The 22,480-nt window shown below is 59.6% G+C and carries 20 protein-coding genes and 1 pseudogene; 7 read left to right on the top strand and 14 right to left on the bottom strand.

Translation table 11 applies throughout. From position 1 onward, the window contains the following. Entirely contained in the window at nt 1-738 is a 738-nt protein-coding gene (locus VF672_RS14750; protein ID WP_331105312.1) for an SDR family oxidoreductase, read from the top strand. Nucleotides 739-831: 93 nt separating this feature from the next. Here the strand turns inward: VF672_RS14750 and VF672_RS14745 are convergent, their stop codons facing one another. Further along, entirely contained in the window at nt 832-1,848 is a 1,017-nt protein-coding gene (locus tag VF672_RS14745; protein ID WP_331105311.1) for a LacI family DNA-binding transcriptional regulator, read from the bottom strand. 189 nt (nt 1,849-2,037) lie between these two features. Then, nucleotides 2,038-2,691, bottom strand: coding sequence for a hypothetical protein (locus VF672_RS14740; RefSeq protein ID WP_331105310.1), 654 nt, complete (start codon nt 2,689-2,691; stop codon nt 2,038-2,040). Between the two features lie 539 nt (nt 2,692-3,230). Between VF672_RS14740 and VF672_RS14735 the strand changes: the two genes are divergently transcribed. Continuing rightward, nucleotides 3,231-4,436 (top strand): MFS transporter, encoded by a 1,206-nt coding sequence (locus VF672_RS14735; protein ID WP_331105309.1) that lies wholly within the window; start codon nt 3,231-3,233, stop codon nt 4,434-4,436. A 3-nt stretch (nt 4,437-4,439) separates the two neighbouring features. Next, nucleotides 4,440-4,907, top strand: a complete 468-nt coding sequence (locus VF672_RS14730) for a metallophosphoesterase family protein (protein WP_331105308.1) — start codon at nt 4,440-4,442, stop codon at nt 4,905-4,907. 66 nt (nt 4,908-4,973) lie between these two features. Here the strand turns inward: VF672_RS14730 and VF672_RS14725 are convergent, their stop codons facing one another. The 4 genes and pseudogenes from VF672_RS14725 to VF672_RS14715 all read right to left on the bottom strand — a co-directional run bounded on the left by VF672_RS14725 (nt 4,974) and on the right by VF672_RS14715 (nt 8,576). Next, nucleotides 4,974-5,765, bottom strand: a complete 792-nt coding sequence (locus VF672_RS14725; RefSeq protein ID WP_331105307.1) for a substrate-binding domain-containing protein — start codon at nt 5,763-5,765, stop codon at nt 4,974-4,976. 171 nt (nt 5,766-5,936) lie between these two features. Continuing rightward, nucleotides 5,937-6,641 carry a methyl-accepting chemotaxis protein gene (locus VF672_RS24645; protein WP_414705612.1) on the bottom strand — a complete coding sequence of 235 codons (705 nt, stop codon included), beginning with the start codon at nt 6,639-6,641 and terminating at the stop codon, nt 5,937-5,939. Nucleotides 6,642-6,839: 198 nt separating this feature from the next. Continuing rightward, nucleotides 6,840-7,745, bottom strand: a pseudogene (locus VF672_RS24640) (methyl-accepting chemotaxis protein); the annotation flags it as partial. A gap of 366 nt (nt 7,746-8,111) precedes the next feature. Continuing rightward, nucleotides 8,112-8,576, bottom strand: coding sequence for a hypothetical protein (locus VF672_RS14715; RefSeq protein WP_331105305.1), 465 nt, complete (start codon nt 8,574-8,576; stop codon nt 8,112-8,114). A gap of 406 nt (nt 8,577-8,982) precedes the next feature. Here VF672_RS14715 and VF672_RS14710 point away from each other — a divergent pair, with 406 nt between their 5' ends. Beyond that, nucleotides 8,983-10,158 carry an acyltransferase gene (locus VF672_RS14710; protein WP_331105304.1) on the top strand — a complete coding sequence of 392 codons (1,176 nt, stop codon included), beginning with the start codon at nt 8,983-8,985 and terminating at the stop codon, nt 10,156-10,158. A gap of 23 nt (nt 10,159-10,181) precedes the next feature. Here VF672_RS14710 and VF672_RS14705 read toward each other — a convergent pair whose 3' ends face one another. Beyond that, complete coding sequence (locus VF672_RS14705; RefSeq protein WP_331105303.1) at nt 10,182-11,420, bottom strand: TIGR03862 family flavoprotein; 1,239 nt, start codon at nt 11,418-11,420, stop codon at nt 10,182-10,184. A 192-nt stretch (nt 11,421-11,612) separates the two neighbouring features. After that, complete coding sequence (locus VF672_RS14700) at nt 11,613-12,530, bottom strand: histone deacetylase (protein WP_331105302.1); 918 nt, start codon at nt 12,528-12,530, stop codon at nt 11,613-11,615. A 129-nt stretch (nt 12,531-12,659) separates the two neighbouring features. On the opposite strand from VF672_RS14700, the gene VF672_RS14695 reads away from it, so the two are divergent. The 3 genes from VF672_RS14695 to VF672_RS14685 all read left to right on the top strand — a co-directional run bounded on the left by VF672_RS14695 (nt 12,660) and on the right by VF672_RS14685 (nt 14,817). Further along, complete coding sequence (locus tag VF672_RS14695) at nt 12,660-13,223, top strand: GNAT family N-acetyltransferase (RefSeq protein WP_331105301.1); 564 nt, start codon at nt 12,660-12,662, stop codon at nt 13,221-13,223. A 128-nt stretch (nt 13,224-13,351) separates the two neighbouring features. Then, nucleotides 13,352-14,221: an acyl-CoA thioesterase II gene (gene tesB / locus VF672_RS14690; RefSeq protein WP_331105300.1), complete on the top strand. Its 870-nt coding sequence runs from the start codon at nt 13,352-13,354 to the stop codon at nt 14,219-14,221. Further along, entirely contained in the window at nt 14,218-14,817 is a 600-nt protein-coding gene (locus tag VF672_RS14685) for an HAD family hydrolase (RefSeq protein ID WP_331105299.1), read from the top strand. The genes tesB and VF672_RS14685 overlap by 4 nt, the downstream gene beginning before the upstream one ends. A gap of 1,079 nt (nt 14,818-15,896) precedes the next feature. Here VF672_RS14685 and VF672_RS14680 read toward each other — a convergent pair. From VF672_RS14680 to VF672_RS14655, 6 genes are all read right to left on the bottom strand, one after another. Further along, the gene (locus VF672_RS14680) at nt 15,897-16,886 is read right to left on the bottom strand and encodes an alpha/beta hydrolase (protein ID WP_331105298.1); all 990 of its coding nucleotides are present in this window, start codon (nt 16,884-16,886) and stop codon (nt 15,897-15,899) included. 4 nt (nt 16,887-16,890) lie between these two features. Continuing rightward, entirely contained in the window at nt 16,891-17,784 is an 894-nt protein-coding gene (gene ypfJ / locus VF672_RS14675; RefSeq protein WP_331105297.1) for a KPN_02809 family neutral zinc metallopeptidase, read from the bottom strand. Nucleotides 17,785-18,870: 1,086 nt separating this feature from the next. After that, the gene (locus tag VF672_RS14670) at nt 18,871-19,230 is read right to left on the bottom strand and encodes a hypothetical protein (RefSeq protein WP_331105296.1); all 360 of its coding nucleotides are present in this window, start codon (nt 19,228-19,230) and stop codon (nt 18,871-18,873) included. Beyond that, on the bottom strand, nt 19,220-20,182 hold the full coding sequence (locus tag VF672_RS14665) for a hypothetical protein (RefSeq protein ID WP_331105295.1): 963 nt from the start codon (nt 20,180-20,182) through the stop codon (nt 19,220-19,222). The genes VF672_RS14670 and VF672_RS14665 overlap by 11 nt, the downstream gene beginning before the upstream one ends. A gap of 9 nt (nt 20,183-20,191) precedes the next feature. Then, nucleotides 20,192-20,680, bottom strand: a complete 489-nt coding sequence (locus VF672_RS14660) for a type VI secretion system tube protein Hcp (protein WP_331105294.1) — start codon at nt 20,678-20,680, stop codon at nt 20,192-20,194. Between the two features lie 248 nt (nt 20,681-20,928). Next, entirely contained in the window at nt 20,929-22,230 is a 1,302-nt protein-coding gene (locus VF672_RS14655) for an MFS transporter (protein ID WP_331105293.1), read from the bottom strand. Nucleotides 22,231-22,480: the final 250 nt, after the last annotated feature.

Genomic DNA, 22,480 nt, shown 5'->3' with positions numbered 1-22,480 from the left:
GTGAACACTGCCCAATTTGATTTCAGTGGCCAGCGGATACTGGTCACCGGTGCCAGCAGCGGCATTGGCTGGGAGGTCACGCAGCAACTGATCAACAGTGGCGCCGAAGTCTATGCCATGGGCCGCGATGCAGCGGCGCTGGAAAAACTCGCGGGGCAGGGCTGTCTGGCATTGCGTGTGGATGTTTCAGATCATCAGCAATTGGCGGCAGCGCTGGCGCAGTTGCCGGCGATGCACGGCCTGGTCAACTGCGCCGGGATTTCCGTCTTGGAGTCCGCCACTGACGTCAGCGCTACGGCGTTCGATCAGGTCATGGCGGTCAATGTGCGCGCCGCGGCGCTGATCGCCGGGGCGGTGGCGAAGAAGATGATCGTCAGCGGCGTCGCGGGGAGCGTGGTCAACGTGTCGAGCCAGGCGTCGTTGGTCGCCCTGGACGATCATCTCAGTTACTGCGCCTCAAAGGGGGCAATGGATGCCATGACGCGTGTGCAGTGTGGTGAGTGGGGTCGGCACGGGATTCGCGTCAACAGCGTGAACCCCACGGTAACCCTGACACCCATGGCGCAGATGGCCTGGGGCGAGCCGAGTAAACGCGACCCCGCGCTGGCGGCCATTCCGCTCGGGCGCTTTGCCGAAACCGCAGAGGTCGCGTCACCGATCCTGTTCCTGCTGAGCAGCGCGGCATCGATGATCAGTGGCGTATCGCTGCCGATCGATGGCGGATACACAAGCCGCTAAGGAACAACTCGCAATGAATGGCAGGAGGGGATCGCGTCGGCATTGGCGAATGCTTGGGTCGCACGGCGAGGGCGGGGTGTAGCAGGTGCAGGCTCACCCGCTAACGCCATTCTCCAGTTCCCCGACAATCACCACCTGCGCCCTTGGCAGGTGCCGGTCTTTTATTCGCTCCAGCAGCAGTTTCACGGCACTGCTTCCCGCCAGCGAGGCGTCGTGGGCGATGCAGGCGATGGGGATGCCGAAGATATCGGCGAACGGCAACCGGTCGATGCCGCAGATGGCCACGCTGTCATGGGCGATATCGCGGTCGCGCAGCGCTTTCATGGCACCCAGCGTGATGAGCTGGTTGAAGCCGAAAATCGCGTCGGGCAGCGGGTGGTCGCGCAGGTAATCCAGCGTGCTCTGGTGCGAAGGCTCAAGCGTGTAATCCCCGGCAAACACATCCAGCTGCACCGGCTTGCCGCTTTCGGCGATGGCGGCCTTGACGCCCTTCAGACGTTCCTCGGAAATCCGCGAATGCGCAGGACCCGTCAGCACGAGCATGCGTTGCATCGCCGGGCTTTGCGCCAGCAGGTAGCGCGCGCCTTTCAGGCCGCTGTGATAATTGTCGAGCACCACATGGCTGAACGGGCTGGCAGGCAGCGCGCGGTCCAGTTGCACCACCGGCATATCACCGTTGCTGAGGCGGCTGAGGTAGACCGGCTGGTAGGCCGGCTCGTCCGACACCGGCGACAGCACGATGCCGGCCACGCGATAACCCAGAAGAGTGTCGACTGCCTTGGCTTCCAGTTCCTCGGAGCCGTCGGTGTCCACCAGCATGATGGTGTAACCGCGGGTTTTCGCCTCGCGGGAGATCGCCTTGATCATCTCGCTGTAGAACGGGTTGTCCACCGACGCTGTGATGACGCCGATGATCATGCTCTCGCTGCGCTTGAGGCTGCGGGCAAATGCATTGGGGACGTAATCGAGTTCCTGAGCCACTTCCAGGATGCGCGCCAGGGTGGCGGGCTTGACCAGATCGGGTTTGTTCAGGGCCCGGGAAACCGTGACAGGCGTCATGTTCACGCGGCGGGCGATGTCGGAAATGGTGACGGGGGTTTTCTTGCTCATGGGCGATTGGCTGCCTGAAATCCGGGACAACCTGCGGGGCAGTCGCATCCCTCCAAAGAGTGCCAAGGCTAGCACGATGGAGGGCGCGACAGGGATGCCTGTGTCGGCGTGGATCGGCAATCCGACGCCTTTATTTTCGGGCGCTGACCGAGTACCTGCCTACAGTCGGCTACTGCGTCATCGTCATGCTCAGAGGCTGGTTTCCAGCGCCTGCGCCACGGCCCGACGCCTGGCGTTGACGGGCATGGAAATCTGCAGTTCGGTGAGGTCGTCAAAGCGCGAAAGATCGCGGCGCAGCTCCATAAAGTAATCCAGCGCGCCGCCCAGGCAAATGCTGTAGGCCAGTAATTCGACGCCTTCCTCGACGGTGGTTTTCGCCAGCCGCGCGTAGCCGCCCTGAAGGATGCCGTGCCACAACGATCCCATCCCGAAGAGTCGCGAGAAGATCAACACTAACAGGCCCGCCATGATGAAACCGAACGCCGGACGTATGGAAAACCGGGCGAGTCCCGAGACAACGTCGCGCCATGCATTTTTGTAACCCAGCGCCCGATAGAGGCAGGTCCCTGCGGTGAGGAGCGCAGGCCACAGCCAGAAACTGTGGCTGATCGGGTCGAACAGGCCGTCCAGTTCCCGGATCAGCATGCAGGCGAAAAAGCCGCCAATCAGGATGCCGACGCCACGTTGCCCCGGCTGGCGTGCCGAGAGCCAGAACAAAGCGGCAATGATCGCCAGCATGATTTCCTGGCTGATTTCGGTGAAAGAGGTTTCGAGGATGTCGGTCCGGGCGACAAAGATGTCGATGAACACCATGCCGATACTGAAGAGAGTAAGCGCCAGCATGACGCCGAATCGCGTCAGTGCGGATTTAACTAGTTGTAGATCGTTATTCACAAGATTTTCACTGCTGAGCGGGTATTAAGGGCGCGACTCTAAAGGACTGTTTCGGGTTAGCCAAACAGTGGATAAGTTCATTCTTTTAGTTCTTCCTCCGTTCTGTAAAAGTCTTTTGTTGTATTGCGGCTTGCAGTTTTTAAATGTCCCAGGTTTTGCTCCCTTTATCAGGTCGATGGCTCTAAATCGGGCCTCTCATCAGCGCGGGATGGGCCGGGGCCGGGAAAGTCAAAGTGTTTAACGTGATGGTGAGTATGTTTACGCATACTGGGAAGTCACCGGGGCACGTTCTGCTATTAGTCACTTCAGACTGCACAGTAGGGTGGGTTCGGTAATGACAGATCGACGTGTTCCGCCTCAATAAAAGCCGCCGCGCTGTCGCTTCGTTTCCCTCACAGATGAACCCCCTGTAAGTCTGGCAGGTCTACCTTGACCGGCCTGTATCAGCGACACTGCCTCTCTTACTTATACCGCTGCCCGGAGCGCTCATGTCCCTGCCTGCTTCCTCCTCCACGCGCGACTTCATCTTCGCGGCCTGCGCGCTGCTCATCGCCATGGTCGGCACCACGCTGCCCACACCCTTGTATGCGCTTTATCAACAACGGCTTGGCTTCGACGCGAGCTGGTTGACGATCATTTTCTCGATCTACGCGGCGGGCGTCATCGCAGCGCTGCTGATTGTCGGCAGTTGGTCAGATCAGTTGGGGCGCAAGCCGCTGTTGCTGGCGGGGCTGGCGATGGGAGGGGTCAGCGCGGCGATATTTCTGTTCAGTGATTCGATTGGTGGCTTGCTGATCGGGCGGCTTTTCTCCGGTTTCAGCGCGGGCATCATGACCGGCACAGCCACCGTTGCGGTCATCGAGCTGGCTCCAAAGACCTGGAAGAACGCCACGCTGATGGCCACCGCTGCCAACATGTTAGGCCTGGGCCTCGGGCCGCTGCTTGCCGGCTTTACCTCGCAGTTTCTGCCGGATCCGCTGCATCGGGTGTTTTATGTGCACTTGGGGCTGCTCCTGCTAGCGACCGTCGGTATCACGCTGATTCGGGAAACCGTGCAGCGCCCGACGACGCTGAAACTGGGCATTCAAAAGCCCTCCGTGCCGCCGTCTGTGCGCAGGGTGTTCATCTCAGCCTCCATTGCGGGGCTGGCGGGTTTCAGCGTGGCGGGCCTGTTCACCAGCATGGTGCCGTCGGTGATGATCCATGTCATGCACGTCCAAGGCGGGCTGTTGATCGGCGCAGTGATCGGCTTGTTTTTCGTCGCGTCAATCATCGGTCAGGCGTTGCTGCAGGTGCTGCCGAAGGGCTCGCACATGACCCTGGGCTGCGTGGGGCTGATTGTCGGCATGATTTGCCTGGCGCTGAGCATCGCCACGTCACAGTTGGGGCTGTTGGTCGCGGCGGGTCTTGTGGCAGGCATCGGCCAGGGCATGATCCTGCGCGCCGGCATGGGCGCGGTCACTGCCAGCAGTCCGGCAAACCAGAAGGCTGCCGTCACTTCCGCCTTTTTCGTGGTGCTTTACGTGTCGATCTCTGTGCCAGTGGTGGCGGTTGGCTTCAGCGTGCGGGCGTTTGGTCTGGAGCATGTGGGCGAGTTCTTCGCCTTACTGGTGGCAGTGGTTGCCTTGCTGGCGATGATCAGCATGAAGCGCGTGCAAGCCAGGCAGGCCGCCCTGTCGGCGGCAGGGAGATGAATGATGAGCATAAAGGTCGGCTTGATCTCGGACACCCACGGCCTGCTGAGGCCTCAGGCGCTTGAGGCGTTGCAGGGCTGCGATTACCTGATCCACAGCGGCGACATTGGCAAGCCGGAGATCCTCGACGCATTGAAGGCCATCGCACCGCTGACGGTGGTGCGAGGCAACAACGACACCGATGACGCCTGGGCGTGCGAGGTGCCCCATGAAGCCGTTTTGCGTATTGGCGATGTGGTGATTTACACCACGCACATACTGGCCGACGTGCCGATATCATTGCCCGACGGAGTACGTGTGGTCGTCACCGGCCATTCCCATCGGCCCGTGCAGCAGATGCGCGATGGCGTGCTGTTCATCAATCCGGGCAGCGCCGGACCGCGTCGCTTCAAACTGCCGATCACGGTAGGCATGCTGCATGTGGATGGCGCCGAGGTGCGCGGTGAGTTGATCGAGCTGGCGCTCACGTAAAGTCCGCACACCGTTCGCCAGCAAGCCGGCGCCTGCAGGCTTGATAGCGCGAGCCAACACACCCCGTTACTTGGCGATCGGGTCCAGGCCGCTGGCCTTGATAGCAGAGGCCGCTGCCGAGGAACTCAGAAACTCCAGAAACTGCCTGGCCTGTTCAGGGTGTTTGCTCTGGGTGACGACGCCCGCTGAGTAGAGCGTCATCTGCTGCGCCTGGTCAGGGATCAGGCCGATGATATCGATGCCATCCACCGGCTTGAGCTCGCTCAGTTGTTGAAAGCCGATCTCGGCGTCTCCGCGTGCAACGACTTCGCCCACCGGCTCGGCGGGGATCATGCGGCTTTTGCTCTGGATACGGTCAGCGATGTGCATCTGGCTGAACAGCACGCGGGACAGGTACACGCCACTGGCGCTGTCGGAATAGGCGATGCTCTTGCTGTCCAGCAGCGTCTGCTTGAAGGCTTCCATGGTGCTGATGTCAGGGTGCGGCGCGCCGTGACGCACGGCCATGGCGATGTAGGATTTGCCCAGATCGACGCGGGTTTTCGGATCGACCTTGCCGTCCTTGATCAACTTGTCCAGCGCCGCACCGACCATCAGCACCACGTCCGCCGGCTCATGGCGGGCCAGTCGGTTGGGAATCGCCTGGGGCGTCGCACCCATCGATGGCGCCACTTCGCCTTGCAGCTTCACACCGGCGCGCTGTTCGTAATCAGGGGCTACCGCGTTGAAGGCGCCCATGATTCCACCGGAACTCAGCACGATCAGTTGGACAGGGGCGGGCGTAGTCGCGGCATGGGAAAAGGCGACAGGCACGAGGGAGAGGGCAGCACTGAGGAGGTAAGGCAGAATTCTTTTCATGGAGATAAACCCGGCGTTGGAAATGAATATGACGAAATAAAACAGCGCGGGCAGTATGTGGCAATTGTGGGATCAGTAAATCCCTTTCTTGCCGATGCGCCTGCGCGATTCGTCTTCAGATCCTTGCACCGTCTGCGCCGGGCCGCTCTTGGCCCGGCGCAGACAAGTGGTTTACACCTTGAAGTGGCTGACCAGCATTTGCAGCTGGTTGCCCAGTCGCGCGAGCTCCACGCTGGAGGCAGCGGTTTCTTCGCTGGCCGCGGCGGTCTGTTCGGACACGTCGCGCACGTTGACGATGCTGCGGCTGATTTCTTCTGCCACTGAGCTTTGCTGCTCGGCGGCGGCGGCGATCTGCTGGTTCATGGCCTGAATGTTCGAGACCGTCTGAGTAATGTTTTCCAGCGATGTACCAGCTTTGCGCGTCAGTACGACGGAGCTTTCCGTCAGATTGCGGCTGCTGAGCATGATCTCCGACACTTGTCGCGTGCCGTTTTGCAGGGCTGCGACCAGGCCTTCAATTTCTTCGGTCGATTGCTGGGTGCGTTGCGCCAGGCCACGGACTTCATCGGCAACCACCGCGAAACCGCGACCGGCTTCACCGGCACGCGCGGCCTCGATGGCAGCGTTGAGCGCCAGCAGGTTGGTCTGCTCGGCGACCGCCTTGATCACGTCCATCACCTTGCCGATCTTGTCGCTTTCCTGCTCCAGTACGGACATCGCATCCGTGGAACGCACCACTTCACTGGCCAGTTTTTCGATCTGGGTGATCGCTTCACCCACCACTTTGTCGCCGTCGCGTGCCTGCTTGTCAGCGGCGGAAGCGGCTACCGATGCCTGCTCGGCGTTGCGCGCCACCTCTTGAACCGTGGCTGACATCTCGTGCATTGCGGTGGCGACCTGATCGGTTTCCACTTTTTGGCTGTTGACCCCGGCGCTGGTCTGTTCGGTCACGGCCGACAGCTCTTCAGCGGCGCTGGCGATCTGCGTGACGCTGTCACGGATGCCGCCAATCAATTCGCGTAGCGTGGCGCCCATGCGCTGGATGCCCATTTGCAGCACGCCCAGTTCATCTTTGCGGGTCACGACCATGTTGTGTGACAAGTCGCCCGATGCAATGCGGTCGACCACGGCCAGGGTCTGCTGCAGTGGCCGGGTGATCTGACGGGTAATGATGACCGCCGCCAGCGTGCCGAGAATCAGCGCCAGGAGCGTGCCGGCCAATTGCAGCGTTCGCGCCTGCTGGCTGTCGGCCTGGCCGAGGGTGAGCTGCAAGTCATTCAGCTGCTGCGCCAATTTGACGATGGCGCTCCCTTCCTCGGTCATCTCCGCGCGCGTCGTGTTGATAGCGTCAGTGGCTGCCTTGAATCCCTGCACCGATTTGCGATACCCGACCAGCGCCGCTTCCAGCTGCTTCAGGCGCTCGGCCTGAGTGCCACCAAACATGGCGTTGAGCGGCGCGAGGCCGTCAATGGCGCTGGTGAGTTGACGCATGGCTGTGTCTTCGGTCTTGGCGGAAACGTTGGCGGTGTAGCCGCGCACTTCGTAGCGCACCAGCATGACGTCTTCGCGGGCTTTGATCGCGGCCTGGTACTGCTCGAAACGGCGCTCGTCGCTGGGGTCGAGCTTCATCACGTCGTCGTTGATCGCGGCGATCAGGTCGGCAGCTTTCACCGCGTCGACGCCCATGTCAGCGCGGACCTTGGCGCTCGCCTGATAGGCCTCGCGCATCTTGGTCAACGAGGTCTCGTAAGCGGCGATCTGCTCGCCCATCGCCGTGATGGGCGCGACGTTCAGTGGGTTGGTGAAGTTTTTTTGCAGGAATTGCTGCTGCGCCTTGAATCCGTCAAGCGCGGTTTGCACGGTCTGCGCGACGGCTTCGTCGCCGTTGCTGAGCATGTACTGCAGCCGCGTAATCCGGAGGTCGGTCAGCTTCTGGCTGAGTTTGGTGATGTCAGCGACGCGGTCGCTGCGGAAGGTCATGTTGCCCAGGCTGTTCCAGCCCACCAGGGCCAGCAGGGCAGTTAATACAAGTACGACGCCGAAGCCGAGTGCCAGCTTCAGATTGACGCTGATGTTCGCAAACCAGCTGTTCATTCCATGTCTCCAGAATGTGTAAATGTTTGAAATCGTCAGCTGGAGAGTTTTTGTTATGAAAGCCAGCAAAACATTCGTGTGCACGAATGCATCGGCAGGCTCGGGAGAATCTGAAACCAATCTCAGAATTGTCCGACAGTTATGGGAGATGAAGGGCAAAGGCTGATCAGGAAAAGAGCGCCAGGGAAAACGTGGAGCCCAGAAACAATCAAGCCCGGCAAAGGCCGGGCTGGGGGAGAAGCGGACTGTCGATCAGCTCAGGCGGCTGGCACCCACATGGTCGGCACCATCAGCGGCGATACGGCCCAGTTGGGTGTGCGACGAACCATTTTCAGCGACACGGTTTGCACCGACACGGTCAGCGCCGTCAGCAGCAACGCGGTTTGCACCGACACGATCAGCACCGTCAGCGGCAACGCGGTTTGCACCGACACGATCAGCACCGTCAGCGGCTACGCGGTTTGCACCGACGCGGTCAGCGCCGTCAGCAGCTATGCGGTTTGCACCGACGCGGTCAGCACCATCAGCAGCGACACGGTTTGCACCGACACGATCAGCACCGTCAGCAGCAACACGATTAATGTTGGTGTGGGAAGAGCCGTTTTCAGCGACAACCGGTGCGTTCAACCATTGGCTGGCATCAACAGCGGGAGCGGCAAAAGCGCTTGTTGCCAGTACAGAGAAGGCCAGGCCAAGGATCAGTTTGTTGGTTTTCATGAGGGTTGCTCCAGTACGTTTAATGAGTGGGTCATTCGGTATGGAGCCGATGTTACTCGCCGCAAAAATAATCAGAACTCATTGCGATTGGTAGCGAACATCGTCGGGATTGATAGTTGAAAGGTACGTAGGTGTTCGCGCCGTCGCGACGAGCCCTCGGCTGATGCGCGTGGCCAATTCGGATAGCAAAACATTGACGGCCAGATCGTCAACTCACGCCCGGCATCGTCAAGGTGACTCACGGGTCATCATCGTCAAACGCTGGCGTCAATGTTTGCGTCGTCCTGTGTATCGGAGATGAAATATTTCAACTGTTGGTCAGGTCGCTAACCCCCTACCGTGCAATGGCCGCGAGACTTCGCTGCCGCCGTGGGCGCTTTCTCAATCAGGACGGGACGTTGTGGCAATGGGATCAGTTCAGCGATTTACCACGCTAGACAGCTTCAGGGGCGTCTTCGCACTGTTGGTGGTGTTTCATCATCTGCATGTCGTGGGCGCCTTCATCGAGCTGCCGTTTTTTCTCAAAGCGGAAATTTTGCTGAACTTCTTCTTCGTACTCAGCGGGTTTGTCCTGGCCCACTCATATGGACTGAAACCCCGATTGGACTTCAAGCGTTTCGTCGTCTCGCGCCTGTTCCGCCTGTACCCGTTGCACGTGGTCATGCTGCTGGTGTTTATCCTCTTCGAACTGGTGCGTTGGGCCGCCTACGAAAAAGGTTTCACCCTGAACAATGTTCCGTTCTCCGGGCTGTTCGACCCTTCGGAGATTTTGCCCAATCTGCTGCTGTTGCAAGCCTGGACGCCCCTGACCGAAACCATGTCGTTCAACTACCCGTCGTGGAGCATCAGCATCGAGTTTTATATCTACCTGCTGTTCGGCGGGTTGTGTCTGCTCTCATTGAGAAGCCGCTTTCTAATGTTTGCCTGCGTGGCAGTTGTCGCATTCACGATGATCTTCACCGAAAACGAACCGCTGGTCTGGCGCGCAATGCTCGGTCTGTCCTGCTTTTTCGCCGGCAATATCACCTACCTGGCCTACCTGATAGTTCGCGACCGGTTCCTACCGGTGCGCTGGTTGATGACAGTCCTCGAGGCGGGTCTGATTTACGCCACGTACTGGATGGTGATGAACGAGTTCAGCGACCGCTCGGCCATTGCCAGTCTGATGTTCTGCGTACTGGTACTGGTGTTCGCGTTCGAGGCCGGGCTGGTATCGGCTTTTCTCAAAACCGCCGTGTTCAGGTTGCTGGGGAAATTGTCGTATTCGATCTACATGACCCATGCCGCGCTGGTGTTTTGCCTGTCGACAGTGTTCATCGTGGCGCAGAAGTTCACCGGACGGGATTTAGCGCCCATGGTCGATGGTCAGCGTTTCATGGACACCGGCTCGGAATTGGGCAACAACGCATTGGTGGTCGCAGTGACGCTTGTGGCGATTGGCCTGGGTGCCCTCGCTCACCATTACATCGAGCTTAAGGGCGTCGAATTGGGTAAGTGGATCACCGGACCATCGAAGGGCAAAGTGTCGGGCAATCAAGGCGTCAGCAATGGACCGGAGCCGCAGATGGATCGCGCGGCGTGAATCTTCGATCGTTGCGCCGACCCTTACTGGCGGCGCAACCAGTCCGCCATCCCCAGGCCTGCCGCACGACCACTGGCGAAGCAGGCGGTGAGCAGATAGCCGCCGGTTGGCGCTTCCCAGTCGAGCATCTCGCCGGCGCAGAACACGCCGGGCAGCGCCTCAACCATCAGGTGCTCGTCCAGCGCTTCGAAGGTCACCCCACCCGCCGTGCTAATGGCTTCCTCCAGCGGTCGGGGCTTGATCAGTGTCAGCGGCAGGGCCTTTATCGCGAGGGCCAGCAAGGCTGGATCAGCAAAGGTTGCAGCGGGGCTGAGCTCGCGTAACAGCGCAGCCTTGACGCCGTCCAGGCCCAACTGGCTGTGCAAGTGCTTGGACATCGAGCGGGAGCCACGCGGTTTGAGCAGTGCGTTTTGCACCTGGGCGACGGTTTTGCCGGGCAGCAGGTCAATCTCGACCGTGGCCGAGCCCGACTGATTGATAGCCTCGCGGATCTGCGCAGACAGCGCATAGATGAGGCTGCCCTCAACGCCTGTCTGCGTGACCACGCACTCGCCCAGCCGCAGGGGCTCGCCTTGCAGGCCCATCGCGATATTTTTCAGCGGAGCCCCGGCGAACTTGCTGCGCAGCAGCTCACTCCAGGCGCGGACTTCGAACCCACAATTGGCCGCTTGAAGAGGCGCGACGTTGATGCTGCGTTGCTCTAGCAGCGGCACCCATGCGCCATCCGAGCCCAGCCGCGACCAGCTTGCTCCGCCCAGCGCCAGAAGGGTGGCGGCAGGGTTCAGGGCAAGCTCGCCCTCGGGGCCGGCAACGCGCAAGCGGTTGTCTGCCGTCCATCCCAGCCATCTATGACGGGTGTGGATAACGACGCCCGCCTCGCGCAGACGCTTCAGCCACGCCCGCAGCAGGGGGGCTGCCTTCATGTCGGTGGGAAACACTCGCCCGGAACTGCCGATAAACGTCTGGATGCCCAGACCGTGAATCCATTCGCACAACGCCTGTGCGCTAAAGCTGCGCAGCAAGGGCGCGAGCACCGGGGCGCGTTCGCAGTAGCGTGAAACGAAAGCAGGCGAAGGCTCGGAGTGGGTGATGTTCATGCCGCCCACGCCCGCCAGCAAGAACTTGCGCCCCACCGAGGGCATGGCGTCGTAAAGGTCGACCTTGAAGCCTGCCTGGCTCAGCACTTCAGCCGCCATCAAACCGGCGGGGCCGCCGCCGATAATGACGACTGTCTGGGTGCTTGGGTTGGCGTCTGACGTCATGGTTAAGCGAGCACCGGCTGGATGATGGGCGCGCATTCTACGCGAGCTTCATGAAACGCGGCCAGCCTGTGGAAAACTTTTTGGTTAAAAAACGTACAGCGCGCGCCAAGCCCAGTGAGAACGGGGGATCGTGACCTTGCACGCAGGTTATCCACAGGCCGTTCCACAGGGGATGTGGGTAAGTTCATTCACTTAAAGCCCTCGCTCCATCCACACCCGCTGGGCAACGTGATGAAGAATCCCGTGCCGCCGGGCGAGCGCTTCTCGATCCTTGCTGTAGCCGCCGCCGATCACGCCCATCACCGGAATGTCCCGGCCAAGGCAGTGGTGCATCACCGCCTCGTCACGGCGGGCAACGCCTGCATCGGTGAGCTGCAAATACCCCAGCGCGTCGTCCTTGTGCACATCCACTCCTGCGTCGTACAGCACCAGATCCGGCCGATACAGCGGCAGCAGGTAATTGAGCGTGTCGTCGACCACCTTCAGGTAGTCGTCGTCACCCATGCCCATCGGCAGCGGAATGTCCCAGTCACTCTGCGCTTTGCGGGCGGGGAAGTTCTTTTCGCAGTGCAACGAGACGGTGATCGCGTCTTCGGTGTGTTCGAGAATTCGCGCGGTGCCGTCACCTTGATGCACGTCGCAATCAAATATCAGCACACGGTCGACGCGCCCGCTCTGCAGCAGGTACTGACTGATGATCGCCAGGTCGTTGAAGATGCAAAATCCGGCCGGGTAATCGAAGTGCGCATGGTGTGTGCCGCCGGCGAGGTGACAGGCCAGTCCGTGCTGCAGGGCGAGTTCTGCCGTCAGCAGCGAGCCACCTACAGCCCGTACCGTACGTCGGGCCAGATCCTCGCTCCAGGGAAGGCCGAGGCGGCGCTGATCCTCGCGCGACAGCGCGCCGTCCATGTAGCGGCCGATGTAACCGGGATCATGGGCCAGCGCGAGGATATCCGTCGGGCAAACCTGTGGGCGAAACAATTGAGCATCTGTTGTCAACCCGGTGTCGATAAGGTGGTCGCGCAGAAGCCGGAACTTGTCCATCGGGAAGCGGTGGTCGGGCGGAAAGTCCGGGCTGTAGTCTTCGTGGTAAATGAGGGGCAGGGGCATGGTAGGCACGCGTCTGGTACGAAGGGGAATCTTGCCAGTTCTGACGATCACCGCACAGCGATTTGCCTGAGCGGGGGACGGGGTCAGCCGGCGGGCAATTTGAAAGTCGAGGCAAAACGGAGACGATCGATGGAGCCGATTCTTGAGCTCAACAGCGCGCGCTTGTTGATGCGTCAATGGCGAGATGATGATTTGCCGACCTTCGCGCAGATGTGCGCCGATCCACAGGTGATGCGTTACTTTCCGCAGCCCTTGAGCCGTCTGGAAAGCGCCAAGCTGATTGGTCGCGTGCGCGGGCATTTTGCCGAATACGGATATGGGTTCTGGGCTCTCGAGCGCAATGACACCGGGGAATTCATCGGCTTCACCGGCTTGGGCGTGGTGGGCTTTGAAGCAGCGTTTACCCCTGCGGTGGAGATCGGCTGGCGCCTGGCCCGTGAGCATTGGGGCCTGGGTTATGCCAGCGAGGCCGCGTGGACGGTCCTCGGCTGCGGTTTCGAGCATCTGGACCTTGAGGAAATCGTGGCGTTTGCGGCGGTCAACAATCTGCCCTCCCAAAAGGTCATGCAGGCCATCGGCATGCGCAACGATCCGATGGATAATTTCGACCATCCCACATTACCCGACGGTCATCCGCTGCGGCCCCACGTGCTGTATCGCATCAACCGGAACGGCTGGCTGGCGACGCTGTGAACAGCCACAGGAATCGGGCTACAAACCTCTGTATCATTTCGCCCAACTTCCATAGGCGCCGACCTTCGGCGCGCATGGCCTGAATGATGTGATGGCGGTTGGCGAGACGACCGTGTGAGGAACCCTGAATGAGCCACGTGCTGGATGATCTGGTGTCGCTGTTAAGCCTGGAGCCGATCGAAGAAAACCTTTTTCGTGGACGCAGCCAGGACCTTGGTTTTCGCCAGCTGTTCGGCGGTCAGGTGCTGGGGCAATCGCTTTCGGCGGCGAGCAAGACGGTCGAAGACGCGCGGCACGTGCATTCGCTGCATGGCTATTTCCTGCGACCGGGTGACGCGCACCTGCCGGTGGTGTATCAGGTCGACCGGGTGCGCGACGGCGGCAGCTTCAGCACGCGTCGCGTGACGGCCATCCAGAAGGGCCATCCGATTTTCACCTGCAGCGCCTCGTTTCAGTACGACGAGGAAGGCTTTGAGCACCAGACGCAGATGCCGCAGGTGGTCGGCCCGGAAAACCTGCCGTCCGAGCTTGAGCTGATGCATCAGCGCGAGCACCTGATTCCGGAGCACATGAAGGACAAACTGCTGTGCCCCAAGCCGATCGAGTTCCGGCCGGTCACCCAGTCCGATCCCTACAACCCGGCGCCCGCTGACCCGGTCAAGTACATCTGGTTTCGCGCCGACGGCACGCTGCCGGACATCCCCGCCTTGCACCGCTACATGCTCGCCTACGCCTCGGATTTCAATCTGCTGACCACGTCGCTGCTGCCTCACGGCAAGACGGTCTGGCAAAAAGACATGCAGATCGCCAGTCTTGATCACTCGCTGTGGTTCCACGGCGAACTGCGTGCGGACGACTGGCTGCTTTACGCCATGGACAGCCCATGGGCTGGCAACGCCCGGGGGTTCTCCCGTGGCAGCGTGTTCAACCGCGATGGCAAGCTCGTGGCTTCGGTTAGCCAGGAAGGGCTGATTCGCCACCGCAAGGACTGGTCATGAGCCTCGCTCGGCTGCGCCACTGGGTGTTTGACATGGACGGCACGTTGACGCTTGCGGTGCATGACTTCCCGGCGATCAAGCGCGCACTGGATATCCCCCAGGAGGATGACATTCTCGGTCACCTTGCTGCGCTGCCGGCTGACGTTGCTGCGGCCAAACATGCCTGGCTGCTGGACCACGAGCGCGCGCTGGCCGTTGCGTCCAGACCGGCGACGGGGGCTGTTGAATTGGTCAGGGAGCTGGCAGGGCGGGGTTATCGTCTGGGCATCCTGACGCGCAATGCCAGAGAGCTTGCCCACGTTACGCTGGAAGCCATTGGCATTGCCGACTGCTTTGCCAAAGACGACGTGCTGGGGCGTGACGAAGCCGCGCCAAAGCCGGATCCGGGTGGCCTGCTCAAGCTCGCCGAGGCGTGGAACGTGCAGCCCTCGGAAATGGTAATGGTCGGCGACTACCAATTTGACCTGGCCTGCGGTCGAGCGGCAGGCACTCGGACCGTACTGGTCAACCTGCCCGACAACCCGTGGCCGGCGTTGACCGACTGGCACGCGGCCGACTGCGTGGCGTTAAAGGCAATGATTGGCGCCAAGAGCTGATTGCGCTGGAATTGAATCGTAGGCCCGGCTTGGTGGGACCGCGCTTAAATAGCGGGACCGGCTTCAGCCGGGAAAGCGTCCGGGAATTCACCACAAATTTGATGGTATACACATCGGCCTCTTCCCGGCTAAAGCCGGTCCTACTGTCGGATCGCTTTTAAATAGTGGGACCGGCCTCAGCCGGGAAGGCGTCCGGGAATTCACCACAAATTTGATGGTGTACACACCCGCCTCTTCCCGGCTAAAGCTGGTCCTACTGTCGGATCGCGTTAAATAGTGGGACCGGCTTCAGCCGGGAAGGCGTTCGGGAATTCGCCACAAATTTGATGGTGTACACACCGGCCTCTTCCCGGCTAAAGCCGGTCCTACTGTCGGATCGCGTTAAATAGTGGGACCGGCTTCAGCCGGGAAGGCGTCTTGCAATTCGCCACAATTTTGATGGTGTACACACCGGCTTCTTCCCGGCTAAAGCCAGTCCTACTGTCGGATCGCTTTTAAATGGTGGGACCGGCTTCAGCCGGGAAGGCGTCCGGGAATTAACCACAAATTTGATGGCGTACATACCGGCTTCTTCCTGGCTAAAGCCGGTCCTACTGTCGGATCGCGTTTAAGTCGGATCGCATTTAAATAGTGGGACCGGCTTCAGCCGGGAAAGCGTCCGGGAATTCACCATAAATTTGACGGCGTACACACCGGCTTCTTCCCGGCTAAAGCCGGTCCTACTGTCGGATCGCTTCTGAATAGTGGGACCGGCTTCAGCCGGGAAGGCGTCCGGGAATTCGCCACAAATTTGAGGGGGTACACACCGGCTTCTTCCCGGCTAAAGCCGGTCCTCCTGTCGGATCGCGTTTAAATAGCGGGACCGGCTTCAGCCGGGAAGGCGTCCGGGAATTCACCACAAATTTGATGGTATAAGCACCGGCCTCTTCCTGGCTAAAGCCGGTCCTACTGTCGGATCGCATTTAAATAGTGGGACCGGCTTCAGCCGGGAAGGCGTCCGGGAATTCACCAAAAATTTGATGGTGTACACACCGGCCTCTTCCCGGCTAAAGCCAGTACCACTGATGCGCCCACCTTTCTCAGTTCGCCTTGAACAGCGCCGTTTGCCCTTCTGGTGAGGTGAAAATCGCATCGCCGTTGTGTCCGACGTTTTTGACTTCCACCAGGCGCTGATTCAAGCCTTCCGGATGACGCTTGCTCAGGTAATCGAAATAGTTGTGGCCTCGCGCAAGACGCTGCGGCCCCTGGGCTTCAGCGCCGCAATCCTTGTCCAGCGCCGGGTGCTCCGGATCGGTGTCCAGTTCGCCCAGCAGGTAGGTGATGTCGCGCTTGACGTAAGCAGCCTCAAGCTCGGCGGGTGTTTCCTTGCCAGCATATGCGGGCAGCTTGTTCATGCCGTATTTCCAGGTGTCGAACGTCGGGCAACTTGCCGCATCAACCGGCAGTGGCCGGGTGGCGTCGAAATATGCGTACGAGGATGGATTGGCGATCACGTACCGCAACTTGATGCCTTCCTTCTTCAGCAACGCATCTTCTTTACCGCCGATCATTGCGTAGCGTTGCACCACCTGAGCACCGCCGGAATGACCCGCGATCACGATCTCTTTGAGATTGGGGAACAGCTTGCTGTCACTCAAGCGCTTGAGGATGTGATCGATCACGACAAATGAGCTGATCGGCTTGGGCCCCAGCGATTTCTCGCCCGCCATCCAGTCGTTGGTGTGCCAGCGCAGCACGGCGTCGGGCAGACGGTGTGCGGCGATGTCTTTCTCGTCGAGAAACTGTGGTGCGATCAACAGCGTTTTCGAGCGCTGCCTGGACTGATTGGCGGCGCGCTCGACGCTACGCAGGTAGGTCTGGGCGTTGCGCAACCGACCGTGAAACACAATCACCACCCGCTGTACTTGCGGGCTGGGACGTACCCAGCTCTGACTCAGGCCGAGCGTAGCCTGGGTCGTCCCGTTGATTTGCAGCCGGTCGGGGCTGATGGATTTAACCGCCTGATCCGCCGCATGAGCATTGATGCTCATCAGGGTGCCCAACAACAGGATCGAAAGCGGTTTCATCATGTGATCAGAGGCTCTTTGCGGCGAACGTATCGCACTGGTTGATTTGTCCCTGGGCAAAACCTGTCTTGAACCAGCGGACCCGCTGGGCAGATGTGCCGTGGGTAAACGAGTCTGGCACGACCCGGCCCTGACCCTGTTGCTGCAAGCGGTCGTCGCCAATGGCATTGGCGGCGTTCAGCGCCTCTTCAATATCACCCGGCTCCAGCCAGTTCAAACGCTTTTGTGCGTTGTTGGCCCAAACGCCCGCAAAGCAGTCAGCTTGCAGCTCCTGACGCACCAGCAAACCGTTGTCGCCTTCCATTTTCATGCCGCGTTGGCGGGCGGCGTCAACTTTAGCCGAAACCCCCAACAAGGTCTGCACATGATGGCCAACTTCGTGGGCAATCACGTACGCCTGAGCAAAATCGCCCGCCGCCTTGAACCGTTGGCTCATTTCACGGAAAAATTCCATGTCCAGGTACACGCGCTGGTCGGCCGGGCAATAGAACGGACCGCTTGCCGAAGACGCCGAGCCACACGCCGACTGCACCCTGCCGCTGAACAGGATCAGGGTCGGGGCTTTGTACTGGCTGCCCATCTGCTGGAACACCTGCTGCCACGTGTCCTCGGTGTCCCCGAGAATCGCGCGCACGAAGTCGGCTTGCTCGTCATTGGCAGGCGGCGCCTGGCGCGTTTGCGGATTGACCGCGGTGGTTTGCTCCGAACCCATCTGGCCGGTGATCTCACCCAGGATCCGCATCGGGTCTTGCCCGGTCAGCAGGCCGATCGCGACGATGATCACGATCCCGCCAAGTCCCAGGCCCTTGCCGCCAATGCGCATCCCGCCGCCACCGCCACCCCCGGAATTGCTGCGTGCGTCCACGACGTTGTCACTGCGACGTCCTTTTTTCCATAGCATGGGGGAATCCTCTTTTGGTCGTGTGGGAAGTGTAGACGGCGGGCGTACGACGTCTGGTCTGCTGGACTAAGAGAGGAGGGGAGGGGGAATAGTTCGCGAATCGGTTCTTCAGAGGTATTGCTCACCTTCAGAGCTGTTTGGTGGGGGTTGGCGGCTTGGAACCTTATTTGTGTTTTTCAACCTGCGGAGAAATAGCCCATGCCAAGGCAGCGCTGTTTGAGTGCGTTAATGAGGCGCGCGAAAATAATAGAGCAGTCCGCTGCTCACGCCGATAAGAATCATCGAGCCATAAATTATCCGCACTCCCCACAGCAGTCGGGGAGGTAATTTGAGGAGCTTTTGCCTGGGGATACGTTCCTGCCTCCAGAAGATTTCAGGTGCGACTGCGACCAGCATTACGAAAGTTTCCCTCATCCTTCGTCCAAAAAGACTGTCTCCGCAGACCGCTCTATTAAATGAAAGCATCTCGATGTCACATAGGTGGTCTTCAATCTTTTCCAGGTATATGTAGAAGAATATATGGGAGCCCACAATGTGGGTGGCGGTGACCAATAGTATGATGAGTGAGGGTAATCCAGTTGGGATGTTGTCCATCACGGCGTCCGTTCATAGAGATATTTTTCGGTCATTTCTGTCACTTCTCTCACTGTGCTGTGATAAAGGCATAAAGCCCGATCATGCATGCAAATACTGTATTTAGATTGATATAGAGCCAGAGTATCCAGGCCCTTAAATGTGGTGGCACTCTTAAGTTTGCGTCTTTTGAAATATCTCCACGACGGTACATCAAATGCGGAAAAGTGAGGACGACAGACACCATGTTCATGCGCATCTGTCTTCCGATAATGCCGTCACCCCATATGCTCCGAGCATCACATATGCATTTGCAGCCATTTAGATAGCTTTCAATTACTTCTATCTTTCTGTAGCAAAAAAAAACGTCATCGCCAAGACGGTCGCGATCATCCAAAAGGACATTGCCTTTGCCATTAACAATGGGCCAACTAATTGGTGCATTGGTAAGGCAGTTCCAGACATCATCACTAGTGGTAATCGAAAAGTCTCGAAGAATACTGTCAGGTTCGTTCAATCTAGGGAGAAATAAACCCAAGCTAAAGCCGCGCCGTTTGTGTACGAGAAAAGGTAGAGCGCCTGAAGTTGAAATCTGAGCGCCGAAGACAACCGCTTGTCTGCGTCGAGGGGTATCTCACCCCGGCTGTACATAAGCTTATGCATGACGATAATCATCGCTAACCCGTTCAGCCTCATCTGCCTGCCAATGAGGCCCCCGCCCCACACGCTTCTGTTCCACTGGACTAATTTTACGTCTGATAGCAGTTCCTCCATGACGGTTAACTTATTGAGCTGGAAGTAAATCATCATGATGAGATTGACGAATATGCTTCCAAACACCGCCATCACCCACCAGACTTTCTCAATCACCATTAGTGTGCGGGCTCCATTCATAAAGTTTGGTTCCTATGAGCTCTCCGCTTTTCTCACCTGCCAACCCACCTCCATACCCTCCAGCAACTGCGCCCACGATCAAACAGGCAAGTGCCACCGGGCCGCTTGTTGGACCCAATATCGCGAAGCATGCAGTAGCCGCCGCTGTGCTACCTAGCGTTCCGCCTAAGGAGCCGCCGCTGACATTGCCCACCAGTTTCACGCCTTCGACGAATTTCGCTCGCGTGCAAATATCTTCCCTTCCGGTCGAGCAGGCTTCCTTAATCTCAAGCGCGGTAGATGCTAAGTTCAGCCCGATCCCAATCGCTGTCCCATGCTTCAACAACTTTGCCACCTTGGCAATCCTCCCAACCCGCTCCGCATACCCCTGGATCTCACCTGTGTGCAGATAACTCTTGGTCGACAACCCCAGCATCTTCTTAAGCGGGCCCTTTTTCCGTAGCCCGGTACCCCAGCGGGCAATTCCTTCCAGTTGCTTATCAAGTGTGGCGAACAGCGCTCGTCGCTGATTGATGAACTCCTGCCGGGCAATGGGTGTTCCGCGCGCCAGCGACAGTTTGTAAAGCCGCTCAATGTCCCCCAGAGTTTGCTTCACCCCCTCAAGGTGCTTGCCCCAACTCCCGGTGGCAGCGCCAATACCCAGCGATCCATAACTGAGTATGTTCTGCAGCAGGTCATAGTTCTCGATGAGCTGGCCGCCTGCACCTTTCACTTGGCGATGGACGTTGCGCGCCAGGTTCATCAGCTCCATCTCTTCCGCCGTCAGAATGCCGGTCGAACCGTCGCTGACAATCACCACTTGGCCAGGCATCACCACAACGTTTCGGATGTGCGCGTTAAGCACATCGAACTTCGCACCCCCGCCCACCCGTGCCTTGAGTGTGAAATAGGTTTGTATGCGGTCATTGATAAACGCGTAGGGCTTGGACATTCGCTGTCCTCAGCTAAAGCGCTTGTTGGCGATGAGGTCCCAGCCGCCGGTGACGTTACCGGCCGCCGCGCCATCGCTGCGTTTCTGCTGGGTGTACAGGAGGCGAACGCGGCCGAAGTTGATTTGCACGTGTTCCAGCGGCTCGCCGCTTTCACCGCTTTGGCTGAAATCAGAAATGATGACTTCTTCGAGGCGCACTTCGTAATACTTGAGCTTCTCCCCGCCAGCCCGATAGAGGCATAAGGTCAGGTCTTTGATGTGGGTGCCCGCGCAACTGGCTTCGAACAACGCAGCGCTGGATTTGTCCAGGCGTTTGCTGAAGGTGAAGTCGCTGAGGCTGGCCCGACCCGAGCCCGCGCCGCCATTTGAGCTCGCGGTGGCAGAGGTGCTTTGGCTGACGCCGAAGTCGTAGGCGACGATTTCCATCCAGCCCTTGTGTCGCTCGTCCAGCGACTCGCCTTCGATACCGTCCAGCTTGATGAATCCGTCAAACGCCATGTGTTTCGTCCTTGCTGAGTTCAGATCCAGCAAGGATAGGGAGCGCATTAAAGGCTTTGAAGCGCGAAGAGGGGGGTCGAAAGTACGATTCGGATCGGTCCTACGCTGAAGCTATAGGCCGTCCTACGGAACATTCCGTAGCGGGCGATATTCGTCACAGTAATCGTGCAAAAGGGGTGGGGAAGTGCCCGCATTCGCATGGCGCGCAGAGGGTACGCGCCAACGGCAAATACTGATGAGGGCTTACATCAAACCCGCGTCGTCTGCTTCTCGGTGGTCTCGGCCGGTGAGGCGTCGGCGAAGTGGTTGACCTGACGCAGAGCCTTGAAACCCACCATCCAGGCACCCACAACGCCCAGTGTGCACAGGCCGCCGATGATCGCGGCGGGCACGGCACCCCAGAGCGCTGCGCTGCTGCCCGCGCGGAACTCGCCCAGTTCGTTGGACGAACCGATGAACAGCATATTCACCGCATTGACGCGGCCGCGCATGTCGTCCGGCGTGGAAAACTGCACCAGTGTCGAACGGATGTAGACGCTGACCATGTCCGCCGCACCCGCGATCATCAAGGCCAACAGCGACAGCCAGAACAGCGTCGACAGGGCGAACACCAGGTTTGCAACGCCGAACACCGCGACGGCGATGAACATGACCAGACCGACGTGTCGGTCAAAAGGCCGGAAGCTCAGGTACAGACCGGTGCTGACCTCCCCTAAACTCATTGCACTGCGCAGCGCGCCCAGGCCTTGTGGCCCGAGATGCAGAACCTCGTGGGCGTAAATGGGCAGCAGCGCCACCACGCCGCCCAGCAGCACCGCGAATAGATCCAGCGAGATAGTGCCCAGGATGATGGGGCGCGAACGTATGAAGGCGATGCCTGCAGTAAAGCGCTTCCACGCAGTGGATTCGAGAATCTGCTTTTTGCCGGCATAGAGCACCGGCACGCGGATGAGCAACAGCACGCCGGCGATGAAGCTGGCCATGCACACTGAATAGGTCAAACCGCCGCCGCCAGCCGCATATAACCCGCCACCGACCAGAGGCCCGGCGATGGTCGCGATGCGCATGATCATGCTGTTGGTGGCAATGGCCGAGGCGAGCTTTTCACGCGGGACGACTTGCGGCAGCAGGCTCTGCAACGCCGGCCCGGTAAAGGCGCGGGCGCAGCCGAACAACGCCAGGGTGGCGTAAATCAGGCGCGTGTCCTGATGGTGCGTGACCGAAAACAGCATCAGCATCAGGCTGCAGACCGCCTGAACCGACCAACTGATGGTCAGGATCATCTTGCGGTCGTAGCGGTCGATCAGGTCGCCCGCCGGCATCAACAGCAGCAGCATGGGAATGAACTGCGCCAGACCGACGTAGGCCAGCGAGATCGGGCTGCGGGTCATGTCATAGACCTGCCAGGCAACCACCACCGCCTGAATCTGCATGGCGAACACCGCCGCGAGACGTGCGGTGAGAAAGGCGAAAAAGCCGGGCAGGCGCAGGGCGCTTTTGGCGGAGGATTCAGAGGTCGGAGCGGGCGATTCGGAGCTCAAGGCAGGCATCCATCGAAGCAAAAGACGGCCAAGAGTTATACACCGGTCTGGCGAAGTTCGCCGCTTGCTGTCAGGAATTTAATGATGGGTGGTGCGGGATATGCTGCCTGCGCATGGATGGCGCGCAGGGCAGCCTTATGGAAAAGACTGATGGCCTCTTCCCGGCTAAAGCCGGTCCCACTGAAACACTGCTCTGTAGGAGCCGGCTTGCTGGCGAACGCGGAGCGTCAGACACAGTCAAGTCGATAGACGCCCTGTG

Origin of the sequence: Pseudomonas sp., from assembly GCF_036387035.1 — a bacterium.
Taxonomy (GTDB): domain Bacteria; phylum Pseudomonadota; class Gammaproteobacteria; order Pseudomonadales; family Pseudomonadaceae; genus Aquipseudomonas.
Note: the sequence above shows the minus strand (reverse complement) of the source record. Positions and strands in the feature narration are given on the sequence as shown.